Origin of the sequence: Lentzea indica (assembly GCF_012184385.1) — a bacterium.
In the GTDB taxonomy this organism is placed as follows: Bacteria; Actinomycetota; Actinomycetes; order Mycobacteriales; family Pseudonocardiaceae; genus Lentzea; species Lentzea indica.
The window spans coordinates 49,716-75,976 of the sequence record NZ_VSRL01000007.1; the positions used below are offsets into that span (position 1 = coordinate 49,716).

Here is a 26,261-nt window from a genome sequence, read left to right on the forward strand (position 1 = left end):
GACGTTACGGTCCTGGTGCCCGAGGTGGGGCAGCGCCTGAACCGGTACGGTCGTCGGATGCGGTATCCAGCCGAACCGTGGCACATGCGCGGCTCGCTCGTGATCTCTGTGTTCCGGGTGCCGCGCGAACTGGTACCGCACGCCCACCTTCCGTCCGGCGCCAGGATGATCACGTTGGCGGGCAACGCTTTCGTGGCCGTCTCGTTCGTGTCGTACGAACCGGGAAGCGTGCTCACCTACGAGGAACTGCTCGTGGCCACCCCGGTGCGGGACCAGGGCCGGCTGGCGGTGTCGGTGCCGCAGATCTGGGTCGACAGCGAGGCGTCGCGGCAGGGCGGCCGCGAGCTGTGGGCGATCCCGAAGCAGCTCGCCCGGTTCGGCCAAGGTTCGTCGATCGCGGCTGTCGTGGTGACCGGTGGCGTGCCGTTGCCGGGCCGATGGACCGCCGCGGGCCGGACGGCTCAACGCCTGGACGGTCGTGATGTGCGCACGAGGATGCACATGTCCGGACGAGTCAGGCTGGTTCGGGCCGGATGGATGTTCCCGGTCGGCGGACCGCTGGGCTACCTGACCGGGCGGACGCCGCTGGTCAGCTTCACGATGAAGGACATGCGGCTGACGTTCGGTCAGGCTCCGTAACGCACGGTGTTCAGCACGTGCCGCGCCCACGCGTGGTCCGCGGGGTCGTCGTGGATGCACGTCACGAGGAGCATGTCGCCGAACCTCACGACGTGGCCGAAGAACTCGTGGCGCGCTGTGCCGGTCGTTAGCCACAGCGCGTGTCGCAGCTCGGCGCCGTCGCGGGCCAGGAACCGCTGGTCCTCAGGCACGTCAGGGGCACCGTCGAGCGCCATCTCGAGGAACCGGTCCGGGGGCACACCAGGGGCCCTGCGGACGTCGATGAACACCGTGCGACCTGGACCTACGAACCGCAGGCCGTCCTCGAGCAGGTGTGGGGTCATGCCGCCGGTCCGTTCGATGCTCCACGCGCCGATCAGCTTCTGCTGAATCGAGACCGGCAGCTCCACCAGGAACGCGCTCAGCACCTCGTCGCGGTCCCAGGTCGTGCCGAGCAGCGGGTGTTCGACGAACTCGGGCAGGTAGCCGGGCTCGTGCACCTCGGCGACGACCTCCGCGCCGTCCAGGTCGTCCCACGGCTTGATGTCGTGCGCGAACGTGCCGGTCAGCCGCAGCGACGTGTAGCCGGGGCCGCCCCACACGGCATCCGCTCGCCGTGCGTCGCCCGCGGTGATCCTCATCCAGGCGCCGAACCACAGCTCCAGATCGCCGGTCAGCTCGACGGGCAGCACGCACCGTGCGTACGCGACATCGCCGGCCAGCAGGACATTGCCGCCCGCCAAGCGTTCGGGGGAGACGCCGTCGAGCTCGGGAGGCAGGCCGAGGTTCAGATCGAGGGCGCCGGACTCGTCGATCTCCGCGCCGCAGCACTGGCAGGCCGTCACCCGATGTACCGGACGCTGTTCAGCACGTGCCGCGCCCACGCCCGGTCCGCGGGGTAGCGGTGGACGCAGCGCACCGAGAGCATCACGCCGGGCCGGACGACGTGCCCGTGGAACACCTGCTCCTCGTGGCCGTCGATGACCTCGCTGAGCCAGAACGCGTGCCGCAGCTCCTCGCCGTCGTGCTCGACGGAGTGCTCGGCGCTCGCCGGATAGCCGTCGAGCACCGCGCCCAGGAAGTCGCTCGGGCTGCCGCCCGTGCGGTCGGCGTAGACGTCGAGGCCCACCCAGCGGCCGGGGCTCGAGAACCAGACGGTGCGGCCCTCGACCACGCAGCGCATGCCCTCGGTGCGTTCGATGGTCCACACCTCGCCGAGCGTCTCCCGCACGGGGACCGGCAACGGCTGCCGGATGCGGCTCAGCACCTCGTCGCGGTCCCATTCGTGCTCCAGCACCGGATGCGAGGTGAAGTACGGCAGCTCGTCGGCGTTGAGGACCGCCGCCTCTACCGGGACGCCGAGCAGGTCCCACGGCCGGATGACGTTCGCGAACGTGCCGGAGACACGGAGGTTCGCGTACTGGGTGTCGTTGTCCCACACGGCGTGGGCGTACATGGCGTCGACTTTGCTGATCTGCATCCACGCGCCGAACACCAGCTCGGTTCCGCCGGTCAGCCGAACCGGGAGCAGACAACGGATGTAGGAGTCGCCGTCCGGCCCGACGAGCAGTCCGCCTGTCGGGGCGGCGAGTTGCTCGCCGGGCACGCCGATCAGTTGCTCCGGACGGTTCAACCGGTAGTCGATGCGGTCCGTGGTCGTGATCTCGGCTCCGCAGCATCCGCATTGGACGGTCATGCGGGAATGCTAGAGCTCCTCATCTGTGAGCAGACGGGAACGCACCAGAAAACGTATTCCCAGGGGTGCTTCCAGCGAGAACCCGCTCCCACGACCGGGCACCACGTCGATCGTCAGGTGGGTGTGGCTCCAGTACTCGAACTGCGCCGCGGACATCCACACAGGAACGACGAACTCGTCCACGGCGAGGTCGCCCAGGTGCACGTCCGACGAACCGGTGCGGAACTCCCCTGCCGGGTAGCACATCGGGGCCGAACCGTCGCAGCAGCCACCGGACTGGTGGAACATCAGCTCGCCGTGGTCGGCCAGGAGGCGGCGGAGAACCTCCGCCGCCTCCGAGGTCAGGGCCACGCGGGCCATCAGAAGAAGCCCAGGGCGTTCGGGGAGTAGCTGACGAGCAGGTTCTTGGTCTGCTGGTAGTGGTCGAGCATCACGCGGTGGTTCTCGCGGCCGATGCCGGACTGCTTGTAGCCACCGAACGCCGCGTGCGCCGGGTAGGCGTGGTAGTTGTTCACCCACACGCGGCCCGCCTGGATGTCGCGGCCGGCGCGGTAGGCGACGGACCCGTCACGGGACCACACGCCCGCGCCCAGGCCGTACAGGGTGTCGTTGGCGGTCTTCATGGCGTCGTCGTAGTCGGAGAACGACGTCACGGCGACGACCGGGCCGAAGATCTCCTCCTGGAAGATCCGCATCTTGTTGTCGCCCTCGAAGATGGTCGGCGTCATGTAGTAACCGCCGGACAGCTCGCCGCCGAGGTCCGCGCGCTCGCCACCGGTCAGCACGCGAGCGCCTTCCTGCTTGCCGATGTCGATGTACGACAGGATCTTCTCGAGCTGGTCGTTGGACGCCTGCGCGCCGATCATCGTCTCGGTGTCGAGCGGGTGGCCCTGCTTGACCGCCTTCGTGCGTTCGACGGCGTCGCCCATGAAGCTGTCGTAGATCTCGCTCTGGATCAACGTACGCGACGGGCACGTGCAGACCTCGCCCTGGTTCAGCGCGAACATCGTGAAGCCTTCGAGAGCCTTGTCGTAGAAGGCGTCCCGCTGCGAGGCGACGTCGGAGAAGAACACGTTCGGCGACTTGCCGCCGAGCTCCAGCGTGACCGGGATGATGTTCTCGCTGGCGTACTGCATGATCAGCCGGCCGGTGGTCGTCTCGCCGGTGAACGCCACCTTCGCCACGCGGCGCGAGGACGCGAGCGGCTTGCCCGCCTCGACGCCGAAACCGTTGACCACGTTCACCACGCCCGGCGGCAGGAGGTCGGCGATCAGTTCCATCAGCACGTGGATCGATGCCGGCGTCTGCTCGGCGGGCTTGAGCACCACCGCGTTGCCCGCCGCCAGCGCGGGCGCGAGCTTCCACGTCGCCATGAGCAACGGGAAGTTCCACGGGATGATCTGGCCGACCACCCCGAGCGGCTCCTGGAAGTGGTACGCGATCAGGTCTTCGTCGATCTGCGAGATCCCGCCCTCCTGGGCGCGGATCACGCCGGCGAAGTAGCGGAAGTGGTCGACCGCGAGCGGCAGGTCGGCGGCCAGCGTCTCGCGGATCGGCTTGCCGTTCTCCCACGTCTCCGCGACCGCGAGCGCTTCGAGATTGGCCTCGATGCGGTCGGCGATCTTGTTGAGCACGTTCGCGCGATCGGCGGCCGACGTCTTGCCCCATGCGCGGGCGGCGCCGTGGGCCGCGTCGAGCGCGCGCTCGACGTCCTCCGCGGTGCCGCGGGCGATCTCGGTGAACTCCTCGCCGGTGACCGGCGTGGGGTTGGCGAAGTACCCACCCTTGGCGGGCGGTACGTACTCGCCTCCGATGAAGTGGTCGTACCGGTCGCGGTACGTCACCACGCTGCCGGGTTGTCCTGGAGCCGCGTACTGCACCATCGTCTCGCCTCCCGCATCGTTGCGAACTGGTGGCGACGCTAGGTAGTGCAACGTTTCACGGACGTTGCATCCGAAAGGAGTAACGCAAGGCGCCAGAAGGACCGTCATCCTGAGGTGGTGACGGACCTCGGCGAAGCAGCGCGGCCGGTGATCGCCGAGTCGTGGCGGCGGTCCCTCGCGGCGCGCGTCGACCCCGACCGGCATGAGGCGCCCGTCGTCTACGCACCGGACGAGATCGCGGACCTGCGTGGCGCACACCCGTTGGCGACGACGGTGCCGCTGCTCAAGCACACGCTGTCCATGGACGAGACGATCATGATCGTCACCGACACCCGCGGCCACATCCTGTGGTGCGAAGGCGACAACCGGGTGCGGCACAACGCCGAACGCGTCCACCTCACCGAGGGTTCGCGCTGGAGCGAGGATGTCATCGGCACGAACGCGATGGGCACCGCGCTGGCGACGGACAAGCCCGTCACCGTGCACTCCCGCGAACACCTCGTGCGCACCTACCACGGCTGGACGTGCGCGGCGAGCCCGATCCACGACCCCCACACGGGGTTGCTGCTGGGGGTCGTCGACGTCAGCGGGCCGTTGAAGACCATGCACCCGGCCGTCGCGCAGCTCGTGTCGGCCGCCGCCCGGCTCGCCGAGCACCACCTGCGGCAGTTCGCGCCGCGCCAGCACGTGCTGACGCTGAGCTTCCTGGGCGGGCTGCACGCGGACCTCGACGGGCGGCCGCTGTCGCTGACGTTGCGCAACGCGGAGGTGCTGACCGCGCTTGCCCTGCATCCCAAGGGACTCACGGCGGAACAACTCGCATTGTTGCTCTATGGTGAGCGTGGGAACCCGACCACGGTCCGCGCGGAGCTGCATCGGCTGCGCGCGCAGCTCGGTGGTGTCCTGTTGACGAGGCCGTACCGGTTGGACGCCGTGGTTCGCGGCGATTTCCTGGACGTGCGGACAGCGCTGAGATCCGGCGACGCGGGCAAGGCGACCCGGCACTACAGCGGTGAGCTGCTACCCCGTTCGGACGCGCCGGTGATCCGCGAGGAGCGGGTCGATCTCGCCGCCGCGGTGCGCAAAGGCGTGCTGGAGCGAGGAGATCTCGACGCGCTGCTGTCGTTCGCGGACAGCGGCGAGGACGCCGAGGTGCTCGAACGCCTGCGTCTGCTGCTTCCGGCCACCGATCCTCGTCACGCTCTTGTCTCCTCGCGCCTGCGAAGGGCGTTGGAATAGGCTTTCCCACGGGGGAGGGCAAAGTGAAGCAGTGCATCAACTGCATGACCCGGCTGCCGCGCAAGGAGGTCACCGAGGTCGCGTGGTGTGCCTTGTGCGCGCCGTGCCTGCAGATCGTGTCGGACCAGATGAAACTGTTGTACGACAGGCCGGGCGGCGCTCCCGTGCAGATCCACCAGTGCGGCTGGTGCGGTGTGTCGCGGTCGTGTGGCATCGGCAGTCGGACGCGGTGCCTGGTGTGCCTCGACGACAGGTCCGTGCCGGATCCGGCGGTGCAGAAGATCGCGCATCGCCTCGAGCTCGACGGCACCTGGCGGGAGAACTCGGAGTTCATCGCCGCGACGACCGTGAAGATTCGACTTGCCAAGTACTTCCAGCCCGGCAGGACCGTGCTCGCCACGGACGTGCACGGCTTGCCGTGGACGGGTTTCCGGTGGCTGACGAAGTCGCACGGCACGTGGGGGCGCAACGACGAGACCGGTGAGGTGCAGCCGCTCAAGCGCTCGCGTGGCGAGGAGAACCTGCTTTACCTGGTGCGGTACGGGAAAGTGCTCAAGTTCGGGCGCGGGAACGCCGACCGCGTCGGGGCGCACGTGTCGCTGGGCGCGGTTCCCGTGCTGGTGCTGTCCGCGTCCGGGCAGGAGGTGGCGTCCGCCAGGGACCGTTTGAAACGCTTGCACCGCACCGAGATGGTGTCGCAGCGGACCCCGGTGGATCTCTTCGCGGTCCTGCCGGACGGGCTCGACGTCACCGACCAGTACCAGCGGCACTAGTCCGAGCTGGGAGTCGACGGGGTCCCTGCCGGGTAGCCCAGCAGTGTGGACGAGATCGTCGTGGTGGGACAGATCGCGCGGGACCTGGTCCTCGTCGTCGACGAGGTGCCGGGTCCCGGTGGCACGGCGCCGGTGCGGGAACGCCGCGAGATGCTCGGCGGCAAGGGCGCGAACATCGCGGTCGGTCTGGCCCAGCTGGGCGCGCCGGTCCAGCTCGTGGGCGTGGTCGGCGACGACGACATCGGCGAACGGCTGATCGCGCGGGCCGCCGCCGACGGGATCGGAACTGAAGCCGTCGTGCGGCGGCCTCGGTGCGACACGGGGTTGATCGTCGACGTCGTGGCCGACGGGTGGCGGTACCTGGAGGACCTCCCGGACGGCGTGCTGCTGCGTGAGGACGACCTGCCGATCGACCTCATCGCGCGTGCGGCCGTCGTGGTGGTGCAGCTGCAGCAACCGCCTGAAGTGGCGCTCAAGGCAGCACGCGCGGCGACAGGTTGTGTCGTGCTCGACGGAGCGCCGCACGGTCTTAGGGACGAACTGCTGGCGTCTGCGGACGTCCTGCGCGCGGATCATCGGGAGGCCGAGCTGCTGTCCGGCCGGACGATCACCAGCGCGGACGACGCGGTGCGGGCGGCCCACGACGTGCGTGAGCAGGGGCCGAAGCTCGTGGCGTTCGCCGTGGACGACGTGGGCAACGCGTTCGTGTGGGACGGCGGAGAGCTGGTGTTGCCTCTGGGGGATGCCGAGGTCGTCGACACGACTGGTGGTGGTGACGCTTTCGTGGCGGCGTTGACGTTCGCTCTCACGCGTGGAGACAGCCCCGCGGACGCCGCCCGGCGAGCGGTCCAGGCGTCCGGAGCCACCGTGTCGCATCCCGGCGGGCGGCCAGACCTCACCGGACTCTGATCAGGCGCGTTATCGTTGTTTCGTCCGGTGAGGGGAGGTCCGCGTGCGAGTGCTCGCAGTCGTGCTGTTGCTGCTGCTGTCGGCGGCGCCCGCGCACGCCGCGTCCGGCACCTACCTGCGCGTCGGGCACTTCTCCACGGACCAGGCACGCGTCGACGCCACCCTCGACGGGGTCTCGGTCGGCACCCTCGACTACGCCCAGCTCAACGACTACGGACGCGTCGCGGCGGGGGAGCACGTCGTCGAGTTCCGGACCGCGGGGGCCGCTCCCGGCTCACCGGTGCTGCGGTCGGTGCTCGTGCGGGCGGAGTCGGGGAAGGCGTACACGGTTCTCGACATCGCGTCGTCGATGAAGGTCCTGGAGGACGACGTCAGCCTGCCGCCGAACGGGCAGGCGCGGCTGCGGGTCATCAACGCGGGTGACGCCGAGATGGACCTCCTGCGCGGAAGCGTGTTCGTCCACCGGAACGTGCAGGCGAACTCCACGACCGGATACGTCGTGATGCTGCCCGGTTCGGACGCCCTGCAGGTGCTGCCGCGCGGCAAGGACTCGACGCGGCTGGAGGCGACGCTCGAACCGGGCGCTGTCTACTCGCTGCTGGTGAGCGCGCGGCGGATCGAGCTGCGGACCGACGCCAAGGGTGCCGAGGTCGTGCCCGGCGGCGGGCAGGAGACCGGGTTCGGCGGCATGGCCGGCGGCTGGGACTGGGTGACCGCGCTGGTCATCGCGCTCATCGTGGGCATCGCGATGTTCTCGGTGCGCGGCAGGATGTTCCGGTTCGGCTGATGAGCAAGGGCAAGCTCGTGATGGGCGCGGCCGTGCTGGTCGCGTTGATCTACATCGTCAAGGATCCCGGCGCGGACGAGGTGCCGGAGCCGGTGACGGTACGGATCCCGTCGATCGGCGTCGACACCTCCCTCGAAGCACTGAAGGTCGACTCCGCCGGGGTCCTGGAGCCGCCGACTCGTACCGACAAGGCCGGCTGGTACGCCAAGGGGATCGCGCCGGGAGACGCAGGTCCCGCGGTGATCGCGGGGCACGTCGACTCGAGGACGGGGCCCGGCGTGTTCGCCCGGTTGCCGGAGTTGCGGCCCGGTGCCGAGGTGCTGGTGGAGCGCAAGGACGGCAGCAAGCTCACGTTCGTCGTGAACAGCACGTATTCGACGGAGAAGACCGCGTTCCCGACGGCCGTCGTCTACGGGCCGACGCCGTTGTCCGAACTGCGGCTCGTGACGTGCGGCGGCGAGTTCGACAGGGTCGCGGGCAGCTACCGCGACAACGTCATCGTGGAAGCGGTGCTGAAAGTCTGACCCGCGGGCACGCCTGAGGAACGCGACGGGAGCGCCACGGACTGTCGAACGGGAGCGTTGACCGCTACTCTTCGGCCCACTGCCGCCGCTCGACGTTGACGTGGCAGGAGTAGCCCTGTGTTCATCAGGACATCGAAGGTTCTCGCGACGCTGGCCCTGCTCGGCTGGCTCGCCCCGGTCGCGCAGGCCGCGCCCGCGTGCTGGCAGGAGTTCTGCGGCAAATACCCACCAGCGCCCCAAGCCGGGCAGTGGTCTTCTGCCCACGTCTCCTACGACGCGACCGGACGGCTGAAGTACGCCTCCGACAAGGACGGCAACCGGGTGCCGGACTTCAGTTACGTCGGCTACCACCACGGCGAGAAGCCGCTGCCGTCCGTACCTGACGTCGTCACGATCAGCCCGGTCTCCGGCGACAACACCGCGCACCTCCAGAAGGCCATCGACCAGGCCGGCGCTCGCACGCCCGACGTAAACGGTCATCGCGGCGCGGTCAAGCTGGCGGCCGGCCGGTACGACATCCACGGCACCGTGCGGATCAGGCACAGCGGCGTCGTGCTGCGCGGCTCCGGTGACGCCACAACGCTCTTCGGCCGCGGCGACACACCGCACCAGCGCACGGTCGTCGTGCTCGGCAGCGACGCCAAGACCCCGTGGACGACCGGAGCAGCGGTCGAGGTGACCACTCCGTTCGTGCAGGTCGGGTCGCTGGGCCTGGAGGTCGCGAACGCGGCGGCGTTCAGGGTCGGCCAGGAGGTCGTCGTGAAGCACCCGTCGTCACAGAAGTGGATCAACGCGGTCGGCGGCGGCGGTGTGGTGCAGGACGCCAAGTGGACGCCCGGATCCATGGACCTGCACTGGGTCCGCAGGATCAAGGCGATCGACGGCCGCAGGCTCACGTTCGACGCGCCGATCTACAACCACCTCGACCGGGCGCTGACGATCTCCACGGTCGCACCCGTGACCTCGCGGAACCTCGTCACCGAGTCCGGTGTGGAGAGCCTGCGGGTCGACGTCGAGACCAAGGGCGGCGAGGACGAGAACCACGCGTGGAACGCGATCGGTGTGTTCGGCGCGGACAACAGCTGGGTGCGATCGGTCAAGACCCGCTACTTCGGTTACGCGGGCGTGGTCACCGAACGGTCCGTGCGCATCACGGTCAAGGACGCGCAGGCCACGGACCCGGTCGCGATCCGCACCGGCGGCCGCATGTACAACTTCGCCGCGAACACCAACTCGCACCTGATCCTGTTCACCGGCCTGCACGCCTCGAAGGCGCGGCACGCGTTCGTCAGCAACGGGGCGAACTCCGTGGCGGGCGTGGTGTGGCACCGGGCCACTGTGGACGGTGGCGACGCGGAGGCCCACCGGCGATGGAGCCAGGGCCTGCTGTTCGACAACATCCGCGAGGTCGGCAACCGCGGCAACCAGGCCAAGCTGATCAACCGCGGCGACTACGGCACCTCGCACGGCTGGGGCGCCGCGCACTCGATGATCTGGGACTACAACAAGGAAATCGTCGTCCAGAAGCCACCGACCGCGCAGAACTACGCCGTGTCCAACGAGGGCACGCGGCGGTCGCAGCCGTACTTCCCCGGACCGTGGGGCAGCATCGAGATCAAGACCGGTCCGCTGGTGCCGGAGTCGCTGTACGAGGCGCAGGTCGTCGATCGGCTGAAGTGACCTAGTGCGACTCGCGCGCGACGTCCGAACCGCTGGAGCCGACCAGGAAGTCCAGGTCGGCTCCGGTGTCGGCGCCCAGGACGTGCTCGACGTAGAGCCGTTCCCAGCCGCGTGACGGTTTGGCGAACGCCGACGTCATCGCGGCACTGGGCGCGCGTGACAGGAAGTCTGGCGCCTCCACGTCGATCCGGCGGTTCTCCACGTCCAGCACGATGACGTCGCCGGTGCGGACCAGCCCGAGCGGCCCGCCCGCGGCCGCCTCCGGTGCCACGTGCAGCACGACCGTGCCGTAGGCGGTGCCGCTCATGCGCCCGTCGCAGATCCGGACCATGTCGCGCACGCCCTGCTCCAGGAGTTTCCTGGGCAGCGGCATGTTCGACACCTCTGGCATGCCGGGATAGCCGCGCGGGCCACAGCCGCGCAGCACGAGCACGGAGTCCGCGTCCACGTCGAGGTCCGGGTCGTCGACGCGGGCGTGGAAGTCCTCGATGCTGTCGAACACCACGGCCTTTCCCCGGTGCTGCAACAGATGAGCCGACGCGGCGGCCGGTTTGATCAGCGCACCGGACGGCGCCAGGTTGCCGCGCAGCACCGCGATCCCGCCCTCGGCGATGATCGGCTCGGCACGGCTGCGAATCACCTCGGGATCCCAGATCGGCGCGTCGTCGAGGTGGTCGACGAGCGGCCGGCCGGTGACCGTCAGCGCGGATGGGTCGAGCAGGTCACGAACTTCCCGCAGCACGGCCAGAAGCCCGCCCGCGCGGTGGAAGTCCTCCATCAGGAAGCGCCCGGCGGGCTGGAGATCCACCAGCAACGGGACGCCGGAGCCGATGCGGTCGAAGTCGTCCAAGGTCAGGTCGACGCCAAGACGTCCGGCAACAGCCAGGAGATGCACCACGGCGTTGGTGGAGCCGCCGATCGCGGCCAGCGCGACGATCGCGTTGTGGAAGGAGGCCTTCGTCAGGAACGTGCTGGGGCGCCGGTCCTTCTCGATCAGCTCGACGATCAGGCGGCCCGTGCCGTGGGAGGCTTCGAGCAGCCTGCTGTCCGGCGCCGGAGTGCCCGCCACACCGGGGACGACGGTGCCCAGAGCCTCCGCGACCAAAGCCATCGTCGAGGCCGTGCCCATGGTGTTGCAGTGGCCGCGGCTGCGGATCATCGCGGACTCCGACCGGATGAACGCCTCCTGCGACAACGTGCCGGCACGGACTTCCTCCGACAGCCGCCAGACGTCGGTGCCGCAGCCCAGCGGCACACCGCGGAACGTGCCGGTGAGCATCGGCCCGCCGGGAACCACGACCGCCGGGATGTCGACGGACGCGGCGGCCATCAGCAGCGCGGGAATCGTCTTGTCACAACCGCCGAGCAGCACCACGCCGTCGACCGGGTTGGCGCGCAGCATCTCCTCGGCGGCCATCGCGGCCATGTTGCGCCACAGCATCGCGGTCGGGCGGACGTTGGTCTCGCCGAGCGACACTACCGGGAGGTTGAGCGGGATGCCGCCGGCCTCGCGCACGCCGTTCGACACCGAGGCGGCGACCTCGTCGAGGTGCGCGTTGCACGGGGTGAGGTCGGAGGCGGAGTTGGCGATGGCGATCTGCGGTCTGGTGAAGGCGTCGGACGGGCCGCCGCGGCGCATCCAGGCTCGGTGGATGTAGGCGTTGCGGTCTTCTCCTGCGTACCAGTGTTCGCTGCGCAGCCCCATGTCCTCGACAGTAACCTCTGACCGCTCGTCGCAGGCACTACCGCGACGGGTCCGGACCGCACGACTTTCCGGACCCGCCCGCGCGAGGTCAGGCCACGACGATGTCGTCACCCTTGATCTTCGTCTTGATCTGCGGCAACGGCTTCTTGGCCGGTCCGGTCTTCCTCTTGCCGTCCACCGAGCTGAACCGGCTGTCGTGGCACCAGCAGATGATCAGGTTGTTGTCGACCTCGCTGCACATGCAGCCCAGGTGCGTGCACTTGGCGTCGAACGCCGTGTACGTGCCCTTCTTCGGCTGCGCGACGACGACGGACGTCTCGTCGTCGAAGTAGACGACGACACCGCCGTTGAGCGGCACGTCCGCCTTCTTCGCGAGGAACGTGCCGGGCGGAAGCTTGCCGCACGGCTGGGACTCGGCGGCCGCGGCGGTGCCTGCGGAAAGGGCGGTGCCTGTCGCGAGGGCCGTGGCGGCGCAGCCACCGAGGAAACAGCGGCGGCTGACGGTGGTGGGGGTGTCCGGGAACTCCATCGCTCACTTCCTGCCATGTCGAGATGCGGCGGAGGCGGCCTGTTCACCTTGGCGTGAGCGGCTGGACCGGGCGAGCCCCGAATTTTCGAGGACTAAAGCGGCAGGTCGGGTGGAAGCTGCAGGGCGATGGTGATCAGCGAGTGGACGCGGTCCGCGATCACGCTCAGCAGGCCGTGCATTTCGGGGGACGCGGTGTCGGCGGCTTCCTGGAGCGTGCGCAGGTCGGCGTCGATCCGGCAGAGCACCGCGGCCGTGTCCGCGGGCCCTGCGGTGAAGGCCCTGGCGATGTCCTCGAGCGGCAGGCCGTGGACCTCGAGACGTTGCACGAGGTGGATGCGATCGACGTCGTCGGCGCGGTAGAGGCGGTAGTTGCTCGCGGTGCGCTGGGTGGGGCTGATCAGGCCCAAAGTCGTGTAGTAGTCGACCGTGCGGATGCTGACGCCGGCGCGGGCGGCAAGCTCGCCGATCTTGAGAAGCGATTCGGACAAATCGGCCACCTCCGTCCCTCTAAACCGTACAGTGCTACGTGCTAGTGTTGGAGTATGCCTGACGAAGCCGACATAGATGGCTGTAGTACGTGGCCGGGTGCGTCTTGTTGATCGCATCCGGCTTGCTCGCCATCGTGGTGCTCACTGTCGCCACGGGGTATTTCGTTGCTCAGGAGTTCGCGTACATGGCGGTCGATCGCGGCCGTCTGCGGCAGATGGCCGAGGCCGGCTCGAAGGCCGCCGACCGTGCCTACCGCGTGACTCAGAAGCTCTCCTTCATGCTGTCCGGCGCCCAGTTCGGCATCACGGTGACGGCGCTGCTCGTGGGTTACGTGGCCGAGCCGCTGCTCGGCACCGGTCTGGGCGTGCCGTTCTCCATGGTGATCGCACTGGTCTTCGCGACCTTCGTGCAGATGGTGCTCGGTGAGCTGCTGCCGAAGAACCTCGCGATCGCGCGGCCAGAACGGCTGGCGCTGGCCCTCAGCTCCTCCACCCTCGTCTACCTCAAGATCGCCGGCCCGGTGATCCGGTTGTTCGACGCGGCCGCGAACAGGCTGCTGCGCGCGATCGGCATCGAGCCGGTCGAGGAACTGCCGCAGGGCGCGACACCCGAGGACCTCAAGCAGATCGTCGAGGACGCGGGGGAGCGGGGCCACCTCGACCCCGAGCTCACGCGGCTGCTGGAACACGGCATCGGGTTCCGTGAGCTCGTCGCGGAACAGGCGATGACGCCGCGCGTGAACGTCCACACAGTACGGTTCGATGATCCCGTCGCGCGCGTGGTCTCGTTGCTGGACACCGGAAACTCGCGGTTCCCCGTGGTCGGTGACGACCTCGACGACCTGCGCGGTGTCGTGGGCCTGGCCGAGGTGCTGACGTTGACGCCCGAGGAGCGCTCCAACACAGCGATCGGGAAGATCTCCTCGCCGGCGCTGGTGGTGCCGGCGACGTTGCCACTGCCCGCCGTTCTGGAACGGCTGCGGACCGAACGACGCCAACTGGCGTGCGTGGTCGACGAGTTCGGCGGGTTCGCCGGCGTGATCTCGTTGGAGGACCTGGCGGAGGAGCTCGTCGGTGAGATCCACGACGAGGACGACCCGGTGGCCGACATGATCGAAAAGGTGGGCGACGACTGGCGTGTGCCCGGCCGCATGAGACTGGACGAGGTCGAGGACGCCACCGGCGTGGAGCTGCCTGCTGACGACTCGTACGGCACGGTGTCCGGCTTGGTGCTGCACCAGCTGGGCCGAGTGGCGCGAGCCGGCGACGAGATCGAGATGAACGGCTTGCGGCTGGTGGTCACCACGGTGGCGCGCAACGTGCCGGACTCGGTGGTGCTGTCGCGATGAGCATCGTGATCTCCGTTGTGCTGCTCGCGTTGAACGGGTTCTTCGTCGCCGCCGAGTCTCGCCGCGTTGTTCAGCTGCTGGGGCCGATCGCCTCGGCCACCGCGACGGCGTCGTGGATGTAGATGCCGGTGTTCTCCGACCGGTTGGCCAGATACGCCCGGTAGGTGCCGGTGAGATTGCTCAGCACCGGGTCGACCTTGGCCAGGAACTCGGTGTCGGCGATGCACCGGTGCGTGAGGTTGAGCGGCACGACGATCGGGTTGCCCTTGCGGATCACCGTGCGCGCCGCGGCGGGGTCGGCCCAGAAGTTGAACTCGGCGCGCGCGGTCGTGTTGCCGAGGTCGAGCCCGCCACCCATGACGATCAGCCGGGGGAACTCGATGCCCGCGTCGAGCGCCTTGGCGATGTTGGTCTGCGGCCCGATGGCGACGACCACCGTGTCCGGAGTGAGGCGCTCCCGGAAGAACCCGATGACGTCGTCCCCGAAGAGCTCGTGGTCGCTCTCGGGCAACGTGTGCGCCTGCCCGCCGAGCCCGTCCTCGCCGTGCACGTCCGCCGCCCCGCTCGGACCCTCCGCACCCCTCACCACCGGCACGTCGGTGCGGCCGAGGTGCGCCAGCAACCGCTGGGCGTTGCGGGTGGTGAGGTCGAGCGCGACGTTGCCGAACACCGTGGTGAGGCCTCGCAGGTCGACCTCGGGGCTGCGGGCAGCGAGCGCGATCGCGAACGCGTCGTCCACGCCGGGGTCGGTGTCGATGATCAGAGGGATCGCCATGCGTCCAGCTTGTCAGCGGAACGCCTCCGGCACGTTGTCGAGCTGGTCACCCAGCTCCCAGCCGTCCGGCCGCGCCTTGCGGTCGAACCACGGCGTGCCGTCGGCGATCCAGCGCTCGCGGTGGGCCCTGGCGGCCTCCGGCAGCGTGTCCTCGTAGCCGGCCTCGCACCCGCAGCAGCCGCAGATGTCGAACGACCCGTAGCCGTCCTCCCAGCGCACGCTGCCGTCCGACCATCCGCACACGCGGCAGCTCAGTTCCTTCATCGCCGACCAGCGTAGTTAAAGTCTTCGTTCATGACTTCGATGTGGGGCGCTCCGGTGTGGACCCGATGGCGCCGGTCACGCCGCGATCCCATGCAGGCGCGCTTCCTCACGCTCGCCTCCCTGCGCTGGGTCCTGCGCCACCGCGCCTACACCCCCTGGTACCTCGTCAGGTACTGGCGGCTGCTGAAGTTCCGCCTGCTCAACCCGCACGTGGTGCTGCGCGGCATGGTGTTCTTCGGCAAACGCGTCGACGTGATGGCCCGCCCCGGCTACGGCCGCATGGAGATCGGGCGCTGGGTGCACATCGGCGACGGCAACGCCATCCGGTGCCACGAGGGGTCGCTGCGCATCGGCGACAAGGTCGTGTTCGGCAAGGACAACACGGTCAACTGCTACCTCGACATCGAGATCGGCGCGTCGTCGCTGGTCGCGGACTGGGTGTACATCTGCGACTTCGACCACAAGACCGAGGACATCACCCTGCCGATCAAGGACCAGGGCATCGTGAAGTCGCCCGTCCGCATCGGGCCGGACTGCTGGCTCGGGGCCAAGGTGACCGTGCTGCGCGGTACTCGGGTCGGGCGCGGGTGTGTGCTGGGCGCGCATGCCGTGGTGCGCGGGGACTTCCCGGACTACAAGATCGCGGTCGGCGCGCCGGCACGGGTGGTGCGGGATCGGCGCGCCGACTACGAGGCTGATGCTCAGCGCAGGGCGGACATCGCGGACATGGCCCGCAAGGCCAAGGAGGCGCTGGAGAAGTCGCTGGAGAACCAGAGTTGATCGACCACGGGCGCGTGTACACCGCGGCTGAGCTGGCCGACGTGCCGCGGGAGCCCGGGGTCTACGTGTGGTTCTTCGACGAGATTCCGCCGGGTGTGCCGACCGATGGCTGCTACGAGAACGAGCACGGCACCGCGCTGTACGTCGGCATCGCGACGGTGAAGCGGACGCTGAGGTCCAGGCTGCGCAACCACTTCCGGGGCAACGCGTCCGGGTCCACGCTGCGCCTGACGCTCGGCTGTCATCTCGACCTGCCGTTGCGCCAGGTGGGGTCGCGGCTGACGTTCGGTGATCACGAACCTGTGGTGAGCACGTGGCTCGCGGAGCACGGTCGCGTCGCCTGCGTTGCCCGGCCGGACCCCGAGCCGCTCGAGCTCGAACTGCTCAGGTCCGGCCGGTTCCCGCTGAACATCAAGGACAACCCGCACCCGTACGCGAAGTCGGTCAGCGAGCTGCGTGCCGCGGTCAGGTCAGCGGCGCGAGCTGCGGGCGCTTCGGCCTGAAGCCGTCGCCAGGCTGACGGCCGATCAACTTGTTGCGTGAGCGCGAGTAAGCGACCGGCAGAACCTGATCGCGCAGCCAGCGCCAGTGGTCCAGCACGGACGTAGGCGCGGCAGTCCCGTTCAGCGGCGCCATCCACGAGGTGTCGAACGGGATGTCCAGCGCTGACAACAGGTGTCCGGCCAACCGCCGATGCCCCAGCGACGACAGGTGCAGTCGGTCCGGGCCGAAGTATCGCGAGTCCTGCACGCACTCGTCGTCCCACAAGTCGACCAAAATCGCGCCATAGCGCACCGCGGCGACGCGCACGGCGTCGTTCAAGGCCTCGATGCGCGGACGCATGCGCCAGCCGAACGGCATCCGCTGCGAGATGTCGCTCAACGTGAAGACGGCGACGGTCGGCGCGAACGACGTCACGGCGCGCACCATCGCGTCCACACGACGTGCGATTTCCGAAGCTGACGCGCCGGACATCACGTCGTTGCCGCCACCGAACACTGCAACGAGGTCAGGCTCCAACCTCGCCGCGGACGGCACCTGTTCCACCAGCATCTGGTCGAGGCGACGGCCGCGCACGCCCAGGTTGGCGTAGCGGAAGCCCGGCGCGTCCAGCACGGACGCGACGCGGTCCGCCCAGCCGCGGTATCGGCCGTCGGGGAGCAGGTCGTCCAGGCCCTCGGTGCAGCTGTCCCCGAGCGCCACGAAGCGTTGGTATTTCATTCAGTCCTCGGTCACCTGTTGTTCACGGGACCGGCGACTGTAGCGGACTCAGGTGAACAAGTTGCCCGTAGCGATCTTGGGGCGGCCCAGGACGCGTGGTTCGCGCACCAAAGCCTTCTCGTAAACCGAAGCTGTGTCGGCGGCGATCGTGGCCCAGTTGAAGTCCGTGGCCAGACGGGCTTTGGCGGCGCGCGCACGGGCGGCAGCGGCCGTCGGATCGGACAGCACGTCACGTACGGCGCGCGCGAGTCCGTCCACGTCACCGGGGGTGAACGACAGGCCGGTCACGCCGTCCAGCACGACCTCGCCGAGCCCGCCCGCGGTCGACGCGACCAGAGGTGTTCCTGCGGCCGCGGCCTCCAGGGCCACGATCCCGAAGGGCTCGTAGCGGGAAGGCAAGACCACCGCGTTGGCGGCTGTGAGCAACGCCGCAAGAGACCTGTCGGAGAGATGGCCGACGAACTCCACGGCACGCAGCACGCGATGCTTGCGCGCCTGCTCCTGCAGCCACTCGGTTTGCGAACCGCCGCCGGCCACGACGACTCGCGTGCCGCGGAAAGCACGGCGGATCCGGGGGAGTGCGGCGATCAGGTCCTGGATGCCCTTCTCCCACTCGATGCGGCCGAAGAAGAGCAGCAACGGATCGCCGTGCGGCGAGTAGGCACGCCGGGCAGCGCCGACGTCCGCCGCCCGCACCCGCCAGCCACCCGGCTCGATGCCGTTGTGCAGCACGGAAACGTCAGCGGTGTCCACTTCGAACAGATGCGCCACCTCGCGGCGCATCGCGGACGAGCACGTGATCAGAGAATCGGCGCGGTTCGCGAGCCACCACTCCACCGAGTGAACCTGCTGGTTCAACGGGTGCGACAGCCAGCCGGAGTGCCGCCCGGCCTCGGTCGCGTGGATGGTCGCCACCAGCGGTACGCCGAAAGCTTCCGCCAACGCCACAGCCGGATGCGTGACGAGCCAGTCGTGCGCGTGCACGACGTCGGGGCGCCACGAACCGAGAGCCAGACCTGCGCGCGTCATCGCGTGACCCATCGCGAGGGTCCACGCCACGAGGTCCTTCTCGAACACCAGGTGCGCGGGATCCTCGGCGACGCGGATCAGCCGCACGCCCTCGCTCTCCACGTCCACCGTCGGGTGTGTGATCGCGTCGGTGCCGGACGGCTGACGGCACAGCACGACGACGTCGTGCCCCTGCGCGGCCAGCTGTGTCGCGAGCGCGTGGACGTGCCTGCCCAGCCCGCCGACGACCACCGGCGGGTACTCCCACGACAACATCAGCACGCGCATCCCGTTACCTCATTCCTCGCGCGTCCAGATGCCCGAACGGGCCGTCTGCCGCGCGGAGCTCCGCCGCCCTCGCATGTCCACGACCGTGCCGCGCCAGCGCCGCGAGTTCGCTGAAACGATCGCTGTGAATCTTCGCGCGGTAGCGGGCGTAGTCGGCGGCCGAGTCCTTGGTGACCATGAAGGCCCAGTCGCTCGACAACGCCAGCAACGCCTCGCGCACCGCCTGGTCCAGCACCGGATCCCTCACGTCGGACGAGAAGTCCAGTCCCAGCAGTTCCTTTTGCACCAACTCGTTCAACGACACGATGTCCGACACCTGCGCGCCGTCCCACACCCGCCAGTCCTTGCCACTGCCCCAGGACGACGACGGCAGCTCGACCGGCGCACCCACGTGCCCTGCCTCGACCGCGCCACGCAACGTCGTCACGCGCACGCCCGCTTCCGGCAGCGCGCGCAGCACAGCTTCCAGCCACAAGGGACCTTCGTGCCACCAGTGTCCGTAAAGCTCGGTGTCGTACGCCGCCACGACCATCCCGCCGTCGATCGCCCGCAACCGCCGCACGACTGTCTCGACGAAGTCCTGGACGTGCCGATCGAGGGCCTCGCGCGCCAGCAACGGGTCGTACGGCCGCTTGTCCTCCGGCGCCACGTTCTTGCCGGTGACCCGCGACGGCTTCAAGCCCGTCGGGTGGTCGTAGGTGTGAAAATCCCGGTACGCGGCGTCGCCCGGATAGCCGACCTTCGGCGACCAGACGCGGTACGAGACTTCGAGATCACGCCCGAACGCCAGGACGTCCGACGATCCGACGGGGTGCGCGGACGAGGTGTCGCCGTGCAGCGCCGGCCCGTCCACCATGAACCGCCGGATGCCCGCCGCCGCGTAACCGGTCTCCATGCCGGGCGAGTAACCGCATTCCGGCGCCCAGATGCCTTCTGGGGCGCGGCCGATCCGCAGCGCGGTGTCGTCCAAACCGGTCCGCAACGCGAAGGAACGCACCCGAGGATCCAGCAACGGCTGAAAGGGGTGCGTCGCCGGCCCGCCGAGCAGCTCGATCGTCGAAGTGTCCACAAGGGACCGCAGGACGGGCGAGAACCCGTGGCGCCAATGGGTTTCGAACTGATCCAACGCCCAGGAGGACGCGCGGTGCTCGTAAGCGGACAGCTCGCGCAGCCGTTCCCCGGCGTGATGCGAGCGCAGGTGCCAGTTGCCGAGCCAGTCGTGCGCGCCCCGTAAGCAGTACGGGTCGTCGAGCTGCGCGGCCAGGATCGGCGTGACGCCGAGCGTCAGGACGTCCTCACGGCCCTCGTCGGCGAACCGGCGGAGCATGTCCACGATGGGCATATAGGAGTGCGCCCACGCCTGGTAGAGCCACTCCTCGCCGACCGGCCACGCGCCGTGATGCGCGAGCCAGGGCAGATGGCTGTGCAGGACCAGGCAGAACGTTCCCTCGACGGGCTTGGCAGTCACGCGCGCACCGCCACGGCCACGAGATCGAGCGACGTGTCCATGTCCTCGGAGGTGATGTCGAAGTCCTGCACCGTCACCGACTCCACAGCCTCCTTCAGCTCGGCCGACCACGGCGCACCGGACAGGGCGACCTCGACCTGTGCGTTGATGATCTGTCCGTTCAGGAGACTGTCAAGCCTCTTCCCGTGACGCAGCCCTGTCAGTTCGTCAACGCGGAAACCAGCCTCGCGCAGCATCTCGTCCAGTTCGGACGGTGCGAGCTCCCTGGTGTGGAACGGGTTGAGCGGTGTGTCCTGGCCGGGTGAGAACGTCAACCTGTTCGGCGTCGTCACGATGAGCGTCCCGCCGGGACGCAGCACCCGCCTGCACTCCGCCAGGAAACCCTCCTGGTCCCACAGGTGTTCGATGACCTGCAGGTTCGCCACCACGTCCACGCTGCCGTCGCGCAACGGGAGCGTCGCGAGGTTCCCGCGCAGCACGTCGAGCTGCGGGTACGCGCGGGCCACGTGCTGCGAGGTCAGCTCGTCGTAGTCGAGCGCGATCACCCGTCGCGCGACCGTGCGGATCAGCTGGGCGCCGTAGCCCTCACCGCAGCCCGCCTCCAGCACGACCGCGTCCGCGCAGTGTCCGATGAGGTGCAGATACGCCGCCTCGTGGCGCCGAAACCAATAATTCTCTTCGGCGATACCGGGCACAGTGCGTTCGCCGGTCAGGGGGAGGGTCACGCCCGCCAGGTTACTTGTCAGTAGTGCGCCTGCGAACTACCTGGTGCGCGATGGCGACGGCGACACCGGTCGCCGCGAGGAACGCGGTCATCGCAGGGCTCATGTACTTCGACAGGCTCGGCGCCTCGCTCGGCCCTGTGAGCCAGAGCGTCAGCGGGGTGGCGTAGGCCAGCGTGAGGGCCCCTGTCCACCACCGCAGTGCCCGGGAACGGTGGTCGCGCAGGCTCGCGATGAGCACGACGGCGATCGGAATCCCCGAGATCAGGCCGAACTTGCCGATGACGAGGACCGGAACGGCCCAGGCCGCGACGAGGGTCGACGTCGACGGGTGGGCGGAGGTGCGGGTGGTGGCGGACATGATCTCTCCATTCGTTATGGCCAGTCGCTGTAGTTATAACCTCTAACTGTTGTGACAGCATGAAGCTAGAGTGCGGCCAGGGTGGATGTCAATAACGAACGTGAGAGGGTCTAACTAGACTGTGATGGTGTCACGCGGATCAGGGAGGACTGGCTGATGACGAACTCGGTGGAGAGCCCGCGGGAGCGCTACCGGGCCCAGGTGCGCGCGGAGGTCAAGCGGCACGCGTGGGAGCAGATCGCCTCGGCCGGGGTGACGGCGTTGTCGCTCAACGCCATCGCCAAGGAGATGGGCATGAGCGGCCCGGCCCTGTACCGGTACTTCGCCGGCCGCGATGAGCTGATCACCGCGCTCATCCGGGACGCCTACCGCAGCCTCGCCGACACCGTCCGCGCCGCGTTCGAGGCCGGCACCACCGTCGTGGGGCTCGCCGCCGTCATCAGGGAGTGGGCCCTGAGCGACCCGCACCGCTATCTGCTCATCTACGGCACCCCGGTGCCCGGCTACCACGCGCCCGACGAGATCACCGCGATCTCGAACGAGATCCTGGCGGTGTTGCTGGAGGTCTGCGCCGGCTCGTCGGAAGACCCTCCGAAGACCCCGTTCGACGTCCTGCTGGGAATGAACCGCGAGTGGGCGGGCGCTCTCCCGGCGTCGTCGGCGACCGTGCACCGCGCCCTGTCCTTCTGGACCCGCCTGCAGGGCGTGCTCTCGCTCGAGCTCGCCGGCCACTTCGCGCCCATGGGGATCGATGCGGGCCTGCTCCTCGCCGAGGAAGTGGCGCAGCTGTGATCAGAACGGCGAGATCGTGACGGCCAGCGCGCCGGGACCCACGTTCGCGCCGATGGCCGCGCTGACCTGCGTGAGGACGACGTCACGGGCGTGCGGGATCCGCTTCTGCAGCAGCTGGAGGAGCTGGTGTCCCTCCTTTTCGGCCGCGAAGTGCTCGACCGCGAGGTCCACGTCGCGCCCGTAGGCGAGCGCCACGGCCTTGTCGACGAGCTTGCCGAGGGCGCGCTCCCTGCCGACGACCTTGTCGAACGGCTCCACCTCGCCGTCGACGACCGTGAGCAGCGGCTTGACCGAGAGCGCGTCGCCGAAGAGCTTCGCCGCCGCGCTGACCCTGCCCGCCTGGCGCAGGTAGTGCAGCGTGTCGACGTAGATCAGCACGTGCGCGTCGCGGCCGCGTTGTTCGGCGACGCTTCGCGCGTGCTGGACGTTGCCGCCGGTCTGCACGATCCGCGCGGCAGCGAGTGCCGCGAACCCGAGCGTCATGCCCGACGAGTGCGAGTCCACGATGAACACGGGCACGCGCGACTTGGCCGCCGCCGCCTTCGCCGCGTCCGTCGCGGGCGAGAGCTTCGGCGTCACGTGCACGGAGACGATCGTCTCCGCGCCCTTGGCCCACGCGTCCTGGTAGGCCCAGAAGAACGCGTCCGGCGCCGGCGGCTGGGTCGTGATCGGGATCTGCGCCTCCATCGCCTGCAGCAGCCGGTCCGTCGGCACGTAGGCCTCGTCGATCAGCTCCGACCCGATCTTGAGCTGCATCGGGACCGTGATGATGTTGAACCGCTCCGCCAGACGGGCCGGGAGTGACGCGGTCGAGTCGGTGACGATGGCTACTCGTGAGGGCACGAACGAGAAGGTTAACCAAGCGTGATCGAAGTAGCCACGACCGATCGATGGCAATTCGTGTGATCTACGCCTGGATGGTTGCATTCCGTGTACGGCGAACGCGCGGAGTGATCCCCTCGGAAAGGCCTCTTACTTGACACAATCGGGTGACTGCTCGTTCTTTGGAGTTGATCTACGGGCGTCTTGTTTGCCCAGGAAACTGACGTTATTCCACGTGTTACAGGTGTCCGCTCTGTCCACTGTCGACGCTGGTTGGCGGTTCTGGCGGTGGGTAAGCTCGCACAATCTTCAGCCTGGTTGAGTGAGTAGGTGACCATGGGTGCAAAAGAGCAGGAACTGGTTCCGCTGCACGCCGGTTTCGACGTTGTCTACCGCGGTTTTCATCGACGTCAGGTCATCGAGCACATCGAGAATCTCGAGGAGCAGCTGCGCTTCACGAGCCTCGACAGGGCCGAGGCTCTGGCGCAAGCCGCGGATTTGCGCAAGCTCCTGGAAATGACGCGCCAGGACCTGGAAGATGCGCGCGCCAGGATCGAACGCCTGGAATCCACCTCCGGCACCCACGCGGGCGCCACCGAACGGATGCACCGCATGCTTCGCCTCGCCGAGGACGAAGCCGCCGAGATGCACCTGCAGGCCGAACGCGAGTGCAACGACCTCCGCGCCCGCACCGACGTCGAGGTCGCCGCGTTGCGCGCCGACGCCGAACGTGAGGCTGCCGCCATGCGTTCCGAGGCCGAGGCCGAGCTCTACGCCTCGCGCCAGGACTGCGCCACGCGTGCCGCGGCCATGGAACGGCGTGAGATCGAGATGGAACGCCGCTGCGCCGACCTCGAAGCCCAGCACCGCCAGCGCGCCGACGAGGTGGAGCGCGAGTGCGCCGAGGCGGTGGCCCAGGCGCAGACCGACGCCGACCGGCTGCTGCGTGAGACCGCTCTCCAGTGCAACTCCCTGGAGGCCGACTCCGAGCGCAAGCGCGAGAAGGCGCAGCAGTTCTTCGAGCTCACCATGACCCGCCGCCGCAACGAGGCCGCGCAGCACCTGCGGGAGCAGGAGGCGCTGGCCAAGGCGCGGGCCGAGTTCGTGGTGAAGGTGGCGTGCCGCGAGGCCAATCGCCGTCTGGCCGAGGTCGCCGCACGGACCGATGAGCTGCACGAGCTGAAGCGGGTCGTCCACTCGCAACTGTCCGCGGCACGTGCGGCCCTGTCGGTGGCCGCTGATCGTGTTGCCCCGGTGTTGATACCGGAACAGGTCGCTGCGTCGTGAAGCGCTGGGTCCCGTTGGTCGTCGGTGCGTTGATGGTGCCCGCTTCGGCGACGGTGTTCGGGTTCTCGGTGTACGGCGAGGAACTGACGACGGCGCTGTCGTCGTCGCCCGCCGTGCCCGCTGTTCACGAAGGCCCGGTACCGGTGGAGGACTTCGTCGCGCCCCTGCGGATGGAGCCGCCCGCACCGCCGCTGTTGTCCCCGGCCGTCGCCCAGCAGCACGTGCGCGACTTGTTCTCGTCGCATGCCGTCAAGGGCATCACGTTCGCGCCGGGCACGTCGTCCTTGGTGGGCAGGGGCGAGGACGTGCGACGGAGCCTGGCCAGCGTGCTGCGCAACGCCACCGGCTCGGTGACGTTGGTGGCCCACGCGTGGAACGGCGAGACCGCCTCGCACCGGTGCGACGTGCTCGCGATGGAAAGGGCCGGCCTGGTGCGGCAGTACCTGGCCGAGCAGGGGGTGGACAGCGTCATCACCACTCGAGTGATCGTGGACCCCGTCTGGGGTCCACCCTCGGACGGCGGACCTCAGGTCGACGTCCTCGTCGTATAGGCAGGAGCCTTCGCAATGGCAGGGGCCGTCGGGATCGTCTTCGGGTTGTGCGTGCTGTCCTTCACGTTAGGGGCAGCGCTGATGTACGTGCTGGTGCGGCGTCGCGAGGACAGAGCTTCGGTGTCTTCTGCTTCGGACGTGCCGGCTGAGCGCGTGTGGGCGGAGAAGCCCGTGGCCGTCGAGCCGGTCGAGGACGACTACGACTCGCGGCCGATCCACCGCAATCCCGTGGTGGGGTTGCCGCAGCTGGAACCGGCGCTGGCGGTGCTGGCCGAGCCGGTCGGGGAAGCCGAAAGTGTCGGTGCTGACCGATACGATCGGGATGGGGACCTCGATCCCCCCGTGGGGGAACTTGAAGCCCCCGAATCAACGGTAGCGGCCGGCACCGACAGTCCTGAGATCGTCGACGAGGCCGAGCCGCTCGAACCTGAGCCGGTCGCGGAGGCCGAACCAGAGCCGGTCGAGGGCGTCGTGGAGGAGCCCGAACCAGAGCCGGAGCCGGTCGAGGACGTCGTCGAAGAGCCGGAACAGGTTCCGGAAGAACCCGTCGTGGCTGCCGAGTTGCCACCGCCTGCCGCGCCCCAGCGGGTGGAGCAGACGACGTGGGTGGAGCGCGAAGACTTCCGTCAGCGCTACCTGAGGACGTTCGAAGAGGTGCGCCGCAAGGCGGGCAGCAACTAGTCGGTGTCCGAAAGTCGTCGGTTGTTGTCCGAAACTCGCCGGACTTCCATTGGTGGCTGCTGATATCACTTGGATCATGACTTCCGCCGCTGACCGCACGAAGCTCTTCCACGCCCTCCACCAGCAGGGCGGGCTCGCCCTCCCCAACGCCTGGGACGTCGCCTCCGCCCTCATCGTCGAGGCGGCCGGTGCCAAGGCGGTCGCCACCACGAGCGCCGGCGTCGCGTGGAGCCTCGGCGCCCCGGACGGCGACGCGGTGGACCGCGACCTCGTGATCGGGCTCGTCGCCAGGATCGCGAAGGCGGTCAGCGTCCCGGTGACGGCGGACATCGAGTCCGGCTTCGGCAAGGACGCGAAAGAGGTCGGCGACACCGCGAGGGCGGTCAGCGAGGCGGGCGCGTCCGGCGTGAACATCGAAGACGGCCACGAAGGCTCCGTGCGAGACGCGCAGGAGCAGAAGGAACGTCTTGCGGCAGCACGAGAAGCTGCCCCGGATCTCTACATCAACGCCAGGATCGACGTGTACCTGCGCGAGGTCGGCGCGCCGGAGGACCGCCTCCAGCTCGTGCTGGACCGCGCCAGGACCTACCTCGAAGCGGGTGCGAGCGGCATCTTCGTGCCCGGTGTGACCGATCTCGGCACCGTGCGGGAACTGGCGAACGGCATCGACGCTCCGCTCAACGTCCTCGCCGGGCCCGGCGCGCCCGCGGTCGACGAGCTGGCGGCCGCGGGCGCGGCCAGGATCAGCGTCGGTGAAGCGCTCGCCTCAGCGGCCTACGCGGCTGCCAAGAAGGCAGCCGAGGAGTTGCTGACGAAGGGCACCTACGACAGCGCGAGCGAAGGCCTGAGCTGCGACGAACTCAACGCGCTGTTCCGACACAACTAGTGCCGCTTGCCGCGAAGCTTGCGCAGCAACTGTTCGGCCTTGGCGCGCTTGCGCGGGTCCTGAGCCATCTGCCGGGCCTTGGCTTGTAGCTTGTGGCCCTGCGGGCTGCGCAGGAACCTGGTGATCTTGTCCATGAACGAGGCCATCGGTCCTCCAGGTGTCCGTTACGTCCAGT

At 68.9% G+C, this 26,261-nt stretch carries 32 protein-coding genes; 16 read left to right on the forward strand and 16 right to left on the reverse strand.

Translation table 11 applies throughout. From position 1 onward, the window contains the following. The first annotated feature begins 57 nt into the window (after positions 1-57). The gene (locus FXN61_RS03565; protein ID WP_167970162.1) at positions 58-639 is read left to right on the forward strand and encodes an acetoacetate decarboxylase family protein; all 582 of its coding nucleotides are present in this window, start codon (positions 58-60) and stop codon (positions 637-639) included. Here FXN61_RS03565 and FXN61_RS03570 read toward each other — a convergent pair. Genes FXN61_RS03570 through adh form a run of 4 tightly spaced genes read right to left on the reverse strand, consistent with a single transcriptional unit; the run spans position 627 to position 4,197 of the window. Next, positions 627-1,463, reverse strand: coding sequence for a hypothetical protein (locus FXN61_RS03570; protein WP_167970164.1), 837 nt, complete (start codon positions 1,461-1,463; stop codon positions 627-629). The genes FXN61_RS03565 and FXN61_RS03570 overlap by 13 nt on opposite strands. Beyond that, positions 1,460-2,314 (reverse strand): DUF2199 domain-containing protein, encoded by an 855-nt coding sequence (locus tag FXN61_RS03575; protein ID WP_167970166.1) that lies wholly within the window; start codon positions 2,312-2,314, stop codon positions 1,460-1,462. Before FXN61_RS03575 ends, FXN61_RS03570 begins: the two co-directional genes overlap by 4 nt. Positions 2,315-2,323: 9 nt before the next feature. Next, positions 2,324-2,674: a DUF779 domain-containing protein gene (locus FXN61_RS03580; RefSeq protein ID WP_167970168.1), complete on the reverse strand. Its 351-nt coding sequence runs from the start codon at positions 2,672-2,674 to the stop codon at positions 2,324-2,326. Next, on the reverse strand, positions 2,674-4,197 hold the full coding sequence (adh, locus tag FXN61_RS03585) for an aldehyde dehydrogenase (protein ID WP_167970170.1): 1,524 nt from the start codon (positions 4,195-4,197) through the stop codon (positions 2,674-2,676). The genes FXN61_RS03580 and adh overlap by 1 nt, the downstream gene beginning before the upstream one ends. A 117-nt stretch (positions 4,198-4,314) precedes the next feature. On the opposite strand from adh, the gene FXN61_RS03590 reads away from it, so the two are divergent. The 6 genes from FXN61_RS03590 (at position 4,315) to FXN61_RS03615 (ending at position 10,109) form a co-directional block, all read left to right on the forward strand. Continuing rightward, positions 4,315-5,436, forward strand: coding sequence for a GAF domain-containing protein (locus FXN61_RS03590; RefSeq protein ID WP_312877526.1), 1,122 nt, complete (start codon positions 4,315-4,317; stop codon positions 5,434-5,436). Positions 5,437-5,459: 23 nt separating this feature from the next. Next, positions 5,460-6,209, forward strand: a complete 750-nt coding sequence (locus FXN61_RS03595) for a hypothetical protein (protein WP_167970175.1) — start codon at positions 5,460-5,462, stop codon at positions 6,207-6,209. Between the two features lie 45 nt (positions 6,210-6,254). After that, positions 6,255-7,118, forward strand: coding sequence for a PfkB family carbohydrate kinase (locus tag FXN61_RS03600; RefSeq protein WP_312877527.1), 864 nt, complete (start codon positions 6,255-6,257; stop codon positions 7,116-7,118). A gap of 43 nt (positions 7,119-7,161) precedes the next feature. Beyond that, a complete protein-coding gene (locus tag FXN61_RS03605; protein ID WP_167970177.1) occupies positions 7,162-7,905 on the forward strand; it encodes a DUF4397 domain-containing protein in 744 nt (247 codons plus the stop codon). Continuing rightward, positions 7,905-8,429 (forward strand): class F sortase, encoded by a 525-nt coding sequence (locus tag FXN61_RS03610; protein WP_167970179.1) that lies wholly within the window; start codon positions 7,905-7,907, stop codon positions 8,427-8,429. The genes FXN61_RS03605 and FXN61_RS03610 overlap by 1 nt, the downstream gene beginning before the upstream one ends. 117 nt (positions 8,430-8,546) lie before the next feature. Continuing rightward, on the forward strand, positions 8,547-10,109 hold the full coding sequence (locus FXN61_RS03615) for a peptidoglycan-binding protein (RefSeq protein ID WP_167970181.1): 1,563 nt from the start codon (positions 8,547-8,549) through the stop codon (positions 10,107-10,109). Position 10,110: 1 nt separating this feature from the next. On the opposite strand, the gene FXN61_RS03620 is transcribed toward FXN61_RS03615, so the two are convergent. The 3 genes from FXN61_RS03620 to FXN61_RS03630 form a co-directional block, all read right to left on the reverse strand. After that, positions 10,111-11,814: a dihydroxy-acid dehydratase gene (locus FXN61_RS03620; protein WP_167970183.1), complete on the reverse strand. Its 1,704-nt coding sequence runs from the start codon at positions 11,812-11,814 to the stop codon at positions 10,111-10,113. Between the two features lie 88 nt (positions 11,815-11,902). Next, a complete protein-coding gene (locus tag FXN61_RS03625) occupies positions 11,903-12,343 on the reverse strand; it encodes a Rieske (2Fe-2S) protein (protein WP_167970185.1) in 441 nt (146 codons plus the stop codon). 92 nt (positions 12,344-12,435) lie between these two features. Beyond that, the gene (locus tag FXN61_RS03630) at positions 12,436-12,840 is read right to left on the reverse strand and encodes a helix-turn-helix domain-containing protein (protein WP_312877528.1); all 405 of its coding nucleotides are present in this window, start codon (positions 12,838-12,840) and stop codon (positions 12,436-12,438) included. 98 nt (positions 12,841-12,938) lie between these two features. Here FXN61_RS03630 and FXN61_RS03635 point away from each other — a divergent pair, with 98 nt between their 5' ends. Continuing rightward, a complete protein-coding gene (locus FXN61_RS03635; RefSeq protein ID WP_246290629.1) occupies positions 12,939-14,180 on the forward strand; it encodes a hemolysin family protein in 1,242 nt (413 codons plus the stop codon). Then, complete coding sequence (locus FXN61_RS54110; RefSeq protein ID WP_281360298.1) at positions 14,177-14,302, forward strand: hypothetical protein; 126 nt, start codon at positions 14,177-14,179, stop codon at positions 14,300-14,302. Before FXN61_RS03635 ends, FXN61_RS54110 begins: the two co-directional genes overlap by 4 nt. Here FXN61_RS54110 and FXN61_RS03640 read toward each other — a convergent pair. Beyond that, the gene (locus FXN61_RS03640; protein WP_167970191.1) at positions 14,251-14,955 is read right to left on the reverse strand and encodes a nucleoside hydrolase; all 705 of its coding nucleotides are present in this window, start codon (positions 14,953-14,955) and stop codon (positions 14,251-14,253) included. The genes FXN61_RS54110 and FXN61_RS03640 overlap by 52 nt on opposite strands. A gap of 12 nt (positions 14,956-14,967) precedes the next feature. Then, complete coding sequence (locus FXN61_RS03645; protein ID WP_167970193.1) at positions 14,968-15,219, reverse strand: hypothetical protein; 252 nt, start codon at positions 15,217-15,219, stop codon at positions 14,968-14,970. Positions 15,220-15,249: 30 nt separating this feature from the next. Here FXN61_RS03645 and FXN61_RS03650 point away from each other — a divergent pair, with 30 nt between their 5' ends. Together FXN61_RS03650 and FXN61_RS03655 are read left to right on the forward strand one after the other, a co-directional pair. Beyond that, positions 15,250-15,999 (forward strand): acyltransferase, encoded by a 750-nt coding sequence (locus FXN61_RS03650; RefSeq protein ID WP_167970195.1) that lies wholly within the window; start codon positions 15,250-15,252, stop codon positions 15,997-15,999. A gap of 14 nt (positions 16,000-16,013) precedes the next feature. After that, complete coding sequence (locus tag FXN61_RS03655) at positions 16,014-16,502, forward strand: GIY-YIG nuclease family protein (protein ID WP_312877529.1); 489 nt, start codon at positions 16,014-16,016, stop codon at positions 16,500-16,502. On the opposite strand, the gene FXN61_RS03660 is transcribed toward FXN61_RS03655, so the two are convergent. Genes FXN61_RS03660 through FXN61_RS03680 form a run of 5 tightly spaced genes read right to left on the reverse strand, consistent with a single transcriptional unit; the run spans position 16,465 to position 21,067 of the window. Beyond that, a complete protein-coding gene (locus FXN61_RS03660; protein WP_167970197.1) occupies positions 16,465-17,220 on the reverse strand; it encodes an SGNH/GDSL hydrolase family protein in 756 nt (251 codons plus the stop codon). The two genes, FXN61_RS03655 and FXN61_RS03660, sit on opposite strands and share 38 nt — an antisense overlap. Positions 17,221-17,268: 48 nt before the next feature. Further along, positions 17,269-18,516: a glycosyltransferase family 4 protein gene (locus tag FXN61_RS03665; RefSeq protein ID WP_167970199.1), complete on the reverse strand. Its 1,248-nt coding sequence runs from the start codon at positions 18,514-18,516 to the stop codon at positions 17,269-17,271. Positions 18,517-18,520: 4 nt separating this feature from the next. Next, on the reverse strand, positions 18,521-19,984 hold the full coding sequence (locus FXN61_RS03670) for a 1,4-alpha-glucan branching protein domain-containing protein (RefSeq protein ID WP_167970201.1): 1,464 nt from the start codon (positions 19,982-19,984) through the stop codon (positions 18,521-18,523). Beyond that, the gene (locus FXN61_RS03675; RefSeq protein WP_312877530.1) at positions 19,981-20,709 is read right to left on the reverse strand and encodes a class I SAM-dependent methyltransferase; all 729 of its coding nucleotides are present in this window, start codon (positions 20,707-20,709) and stop codon (positions 19,981-19,983) included. Before FXN61_RS03675 ends, FXN61_RS03670 begins: the two co-directional genes overlap by 4 nt. A gap of 10 nt (positions 20,710-20,719) precedes the next feature. Next, on the reverse strand, positions 20,720-21,067 hold the full coding sequence (locus FXN61_RS03680; protein ID WP_167970203.1) for a hypothetical protein: 348 nt from the start codon (positions 21,065-21,067) through the stop codon (positions 20,720-20,722). Between the two features lie 156 nt (positions 21,068-21,223). Here FXN61_RS03680 and FXN61_RS03685 point away from each other — a divergent pair, with 156 nt between their 5' ends. Continuing rightward, the gene (locus tag FXN61_RS03685; protein ID WP_167970205.1) at positions 21,224-21,859 is read left to right on the forward strand and encodes a TetR/AcrR family transcriptional regulator; all 636 of its coding nucleotides are present in this window, start codon (positions 21,224-21,226) and stop codon (positions 21,857-21,859) included. Here the strand turns inward: FXN61_RS03685 and FXN61_RS03690 are convergent, their stop codons facing one another. Then, positions 21,860-22,702, reverse strand: coding sequence for a DegV family protein (locus tag FXN61_RS03690; RefSeq protein ID WP_167970207.1), 843 nt, complete (start codon positions 22,700-22,702; stop codon positions 21,860-21,862). A gap of 315 nt (positions 22,703-23,017) precedes the next feature. Between FXN61_RS03690 and FXN61_RS03695 the strand changes: the two genes are divergently transcribed. From FXN61_RS03695 to FXN61_RS03710, 4 genes are all read left to right on the forward strand, one after another. Next, positions 23,018-23,968, forward strand: a complete 951-nt coding sequence (locus FXN61_RS03695) for a coiled-coil domain-containing protein (RefSeq protein ID WP_167970209.1) — start codon at positions 23,018-23,020, stop codon at positions 23,966-23,968. Beyond that, a complete protein-coding gene (locus FXN61_RS03700; protein WP_167970211.1) occupies positions 23,965-24,519 on the forward strand; it encodes an OmpA family protein in 555 nt (184 codons plus the stop codon). The genes FXN61_RS03695 and FXN61_RS03700 overlap by 4 nt, the downstream gene beginning before the upstream one ends. Positions 24,520-24,534: 15 nt before the next feature. Then, entirely contained in the window at positions 24,535-25,200 is a 666-nt protein-coding gene (locus FXN61_RS03705; RefSeq protein WP_167970089.1) for a hypothetical protein, read from the forward strand. 76 nt (positions 25,201-25,276) lie between these two features. Next, entirely contained in the window at positions 25,277-26,086 is an 810-nt protein-coding gene (locus FXN61_RS03710) for an isocitrate lyase/PEP mutase family protein (protein WP_167970213.1), read from the forward strand. Here FXN61_RS03710 and FXN61_RS03715 read toward each other — a convergent pair. Further along, entirely contained in the window at positions 26,083-26,232 is a 150-nt protein-coding gene (locus tag FXN61_RS03715; RefSeq protein ID WP_167970215.1) for a hypothetical protein, read from the reverse strand. The genes FXN61_RS03710 and FXN61_RS03715 overlap by 4 nt on opposite strands. Positions 26,233-26,261 lie beyond the last annotated feature (29 nt).

Coding starts and splice junctions, on each gene's coding strand:
- FXN61_RS03565 (WP_167970162.1), top strand. CDS start 58: ATGCGGTATCCAGCCGAACCGTGGCACATGCGCGGCTCGCTCGTGATC.
- FXN61_RS03575 (WP_167970166.1), bottom strand. CDS start 2,314: ATGACCGTCCAATGCGGATGCTGCGGAGCCGAGATCACGACCACGGAC.
- FXN61_RS03580 (WP_167970168.1), bottom strand. CDS start 2,674: ATGGCCCGCGTGGCCCTGACCTCGGAGGCGGCGGAGGTTCTCCGCCGC.
- adh (WP_167970170.1), bottom strand. CDS start 4,197: ATGGTGCAGTACGCGGCTCCAGGACAACCCGGCAGCGTGGTGACGTAC.
- FXN61_RS03610 (WP_167970179.1), top strand. CDS start 7,905: ATGAGCAAGGGCAAGCTCGTGATGGGCGCGGCCGTGCTGGTCGCGTTG.
- FXN61_RS03620 (WP_167970183.1), bottom strand. CDS start 11,814: ATGGGGCTGCGCAGCGAACACTGGTACGCAGGAGAAGACCGCAACGCC.
- FXN61_RS03625 (WP_167970185.1), bottom strand. CDS start 12,343: ATGGAGTTCCCGGACACCCCCACCACCGTCAGCCGCCGCTGTTTCCTC.
- FXN61_RS54110 (WP_281360298.1), top strand. CDS start 14,177: ATGAGCATCGTGATCTCCGTTGTGCTGCTCGCGTTGAACGGGTTCTTC.
- FXN61_RS03640 (WP_167970191.1), bottom strand. CDS start 14,955: ATGGCGATCCCTCTGATCATCGACACCGACCCCGGCGTGGACGACGCG.
- FXN61_RS03645 (WP_167970193.1), bottom strand. CDS start 15,219: ATGAAGGAACTGAGCTGCCGCGTGTGCGGATGGTCGGACGGCAGCGTG.
- FXN61_RS03650 (WP_167970195.1), top strand. CDS start 15,250: ATGACTTCGATGTGGGGCGCTCCGGTGTGGACCCGATGGCGCCGGTCA.
- FXN61_RS03660 (WP_167970197.1), bottom strand. CDS start 17,220: ATGAAATACCAACGCTTCGTGGCGCTCGGGGACAGCTGCACCGAGGGC.
- FXN61_RS03665 (WP_167970199.1), bottom strand. CDS start 18,516: ATGCGCGTGCTGATGTTGTCGTGGGAGTACCCGCCGGTGGTCGTCGGC.
- FXN61_RS03680 (WP_167970203.1), bottom strand. CDS start 21,067: ATGTCCGCCACCACCCGCACCTCCGCCCACCCGTCGACGTCGACCCTC.
- FXN61_RS03685 (WP_167970205.1), top strand. CDS start 21,224: ATGACGAACTCGGTGGAGAGCCCGCGGGAGCGCTACCGGGCCCAGGTG.
- FXN61_RS03695 (WP_167970209.1), top strand. CDS start 23,018: ATGGGTGCAAAAGAGCAGGAACTGGTTCCGCTGCACGCCGGTTTCGAC.
- FXN61_RS03705 (WP_167970089.1), top strand. CDS start 24,535: ATGGCAGGGGCCGTCGGGATCGTCTTCGGGTTGTGCGTGCTGTCCTTC.
- FXN61_RS03710 (WP_167970213.1), top strand. CDS start 25,277: ATGACTTCCGCCGCTGACCGCACGAAGCTCTTCCACGCCCTCCACCAG.
- FXN61_RS03715 (WP_167970215.1), bottom strand. CDS start 26,232: ATGGCCTCGTTCATGGACAAGATCACCAGGTTCCTGCGCAGCCCGCAG.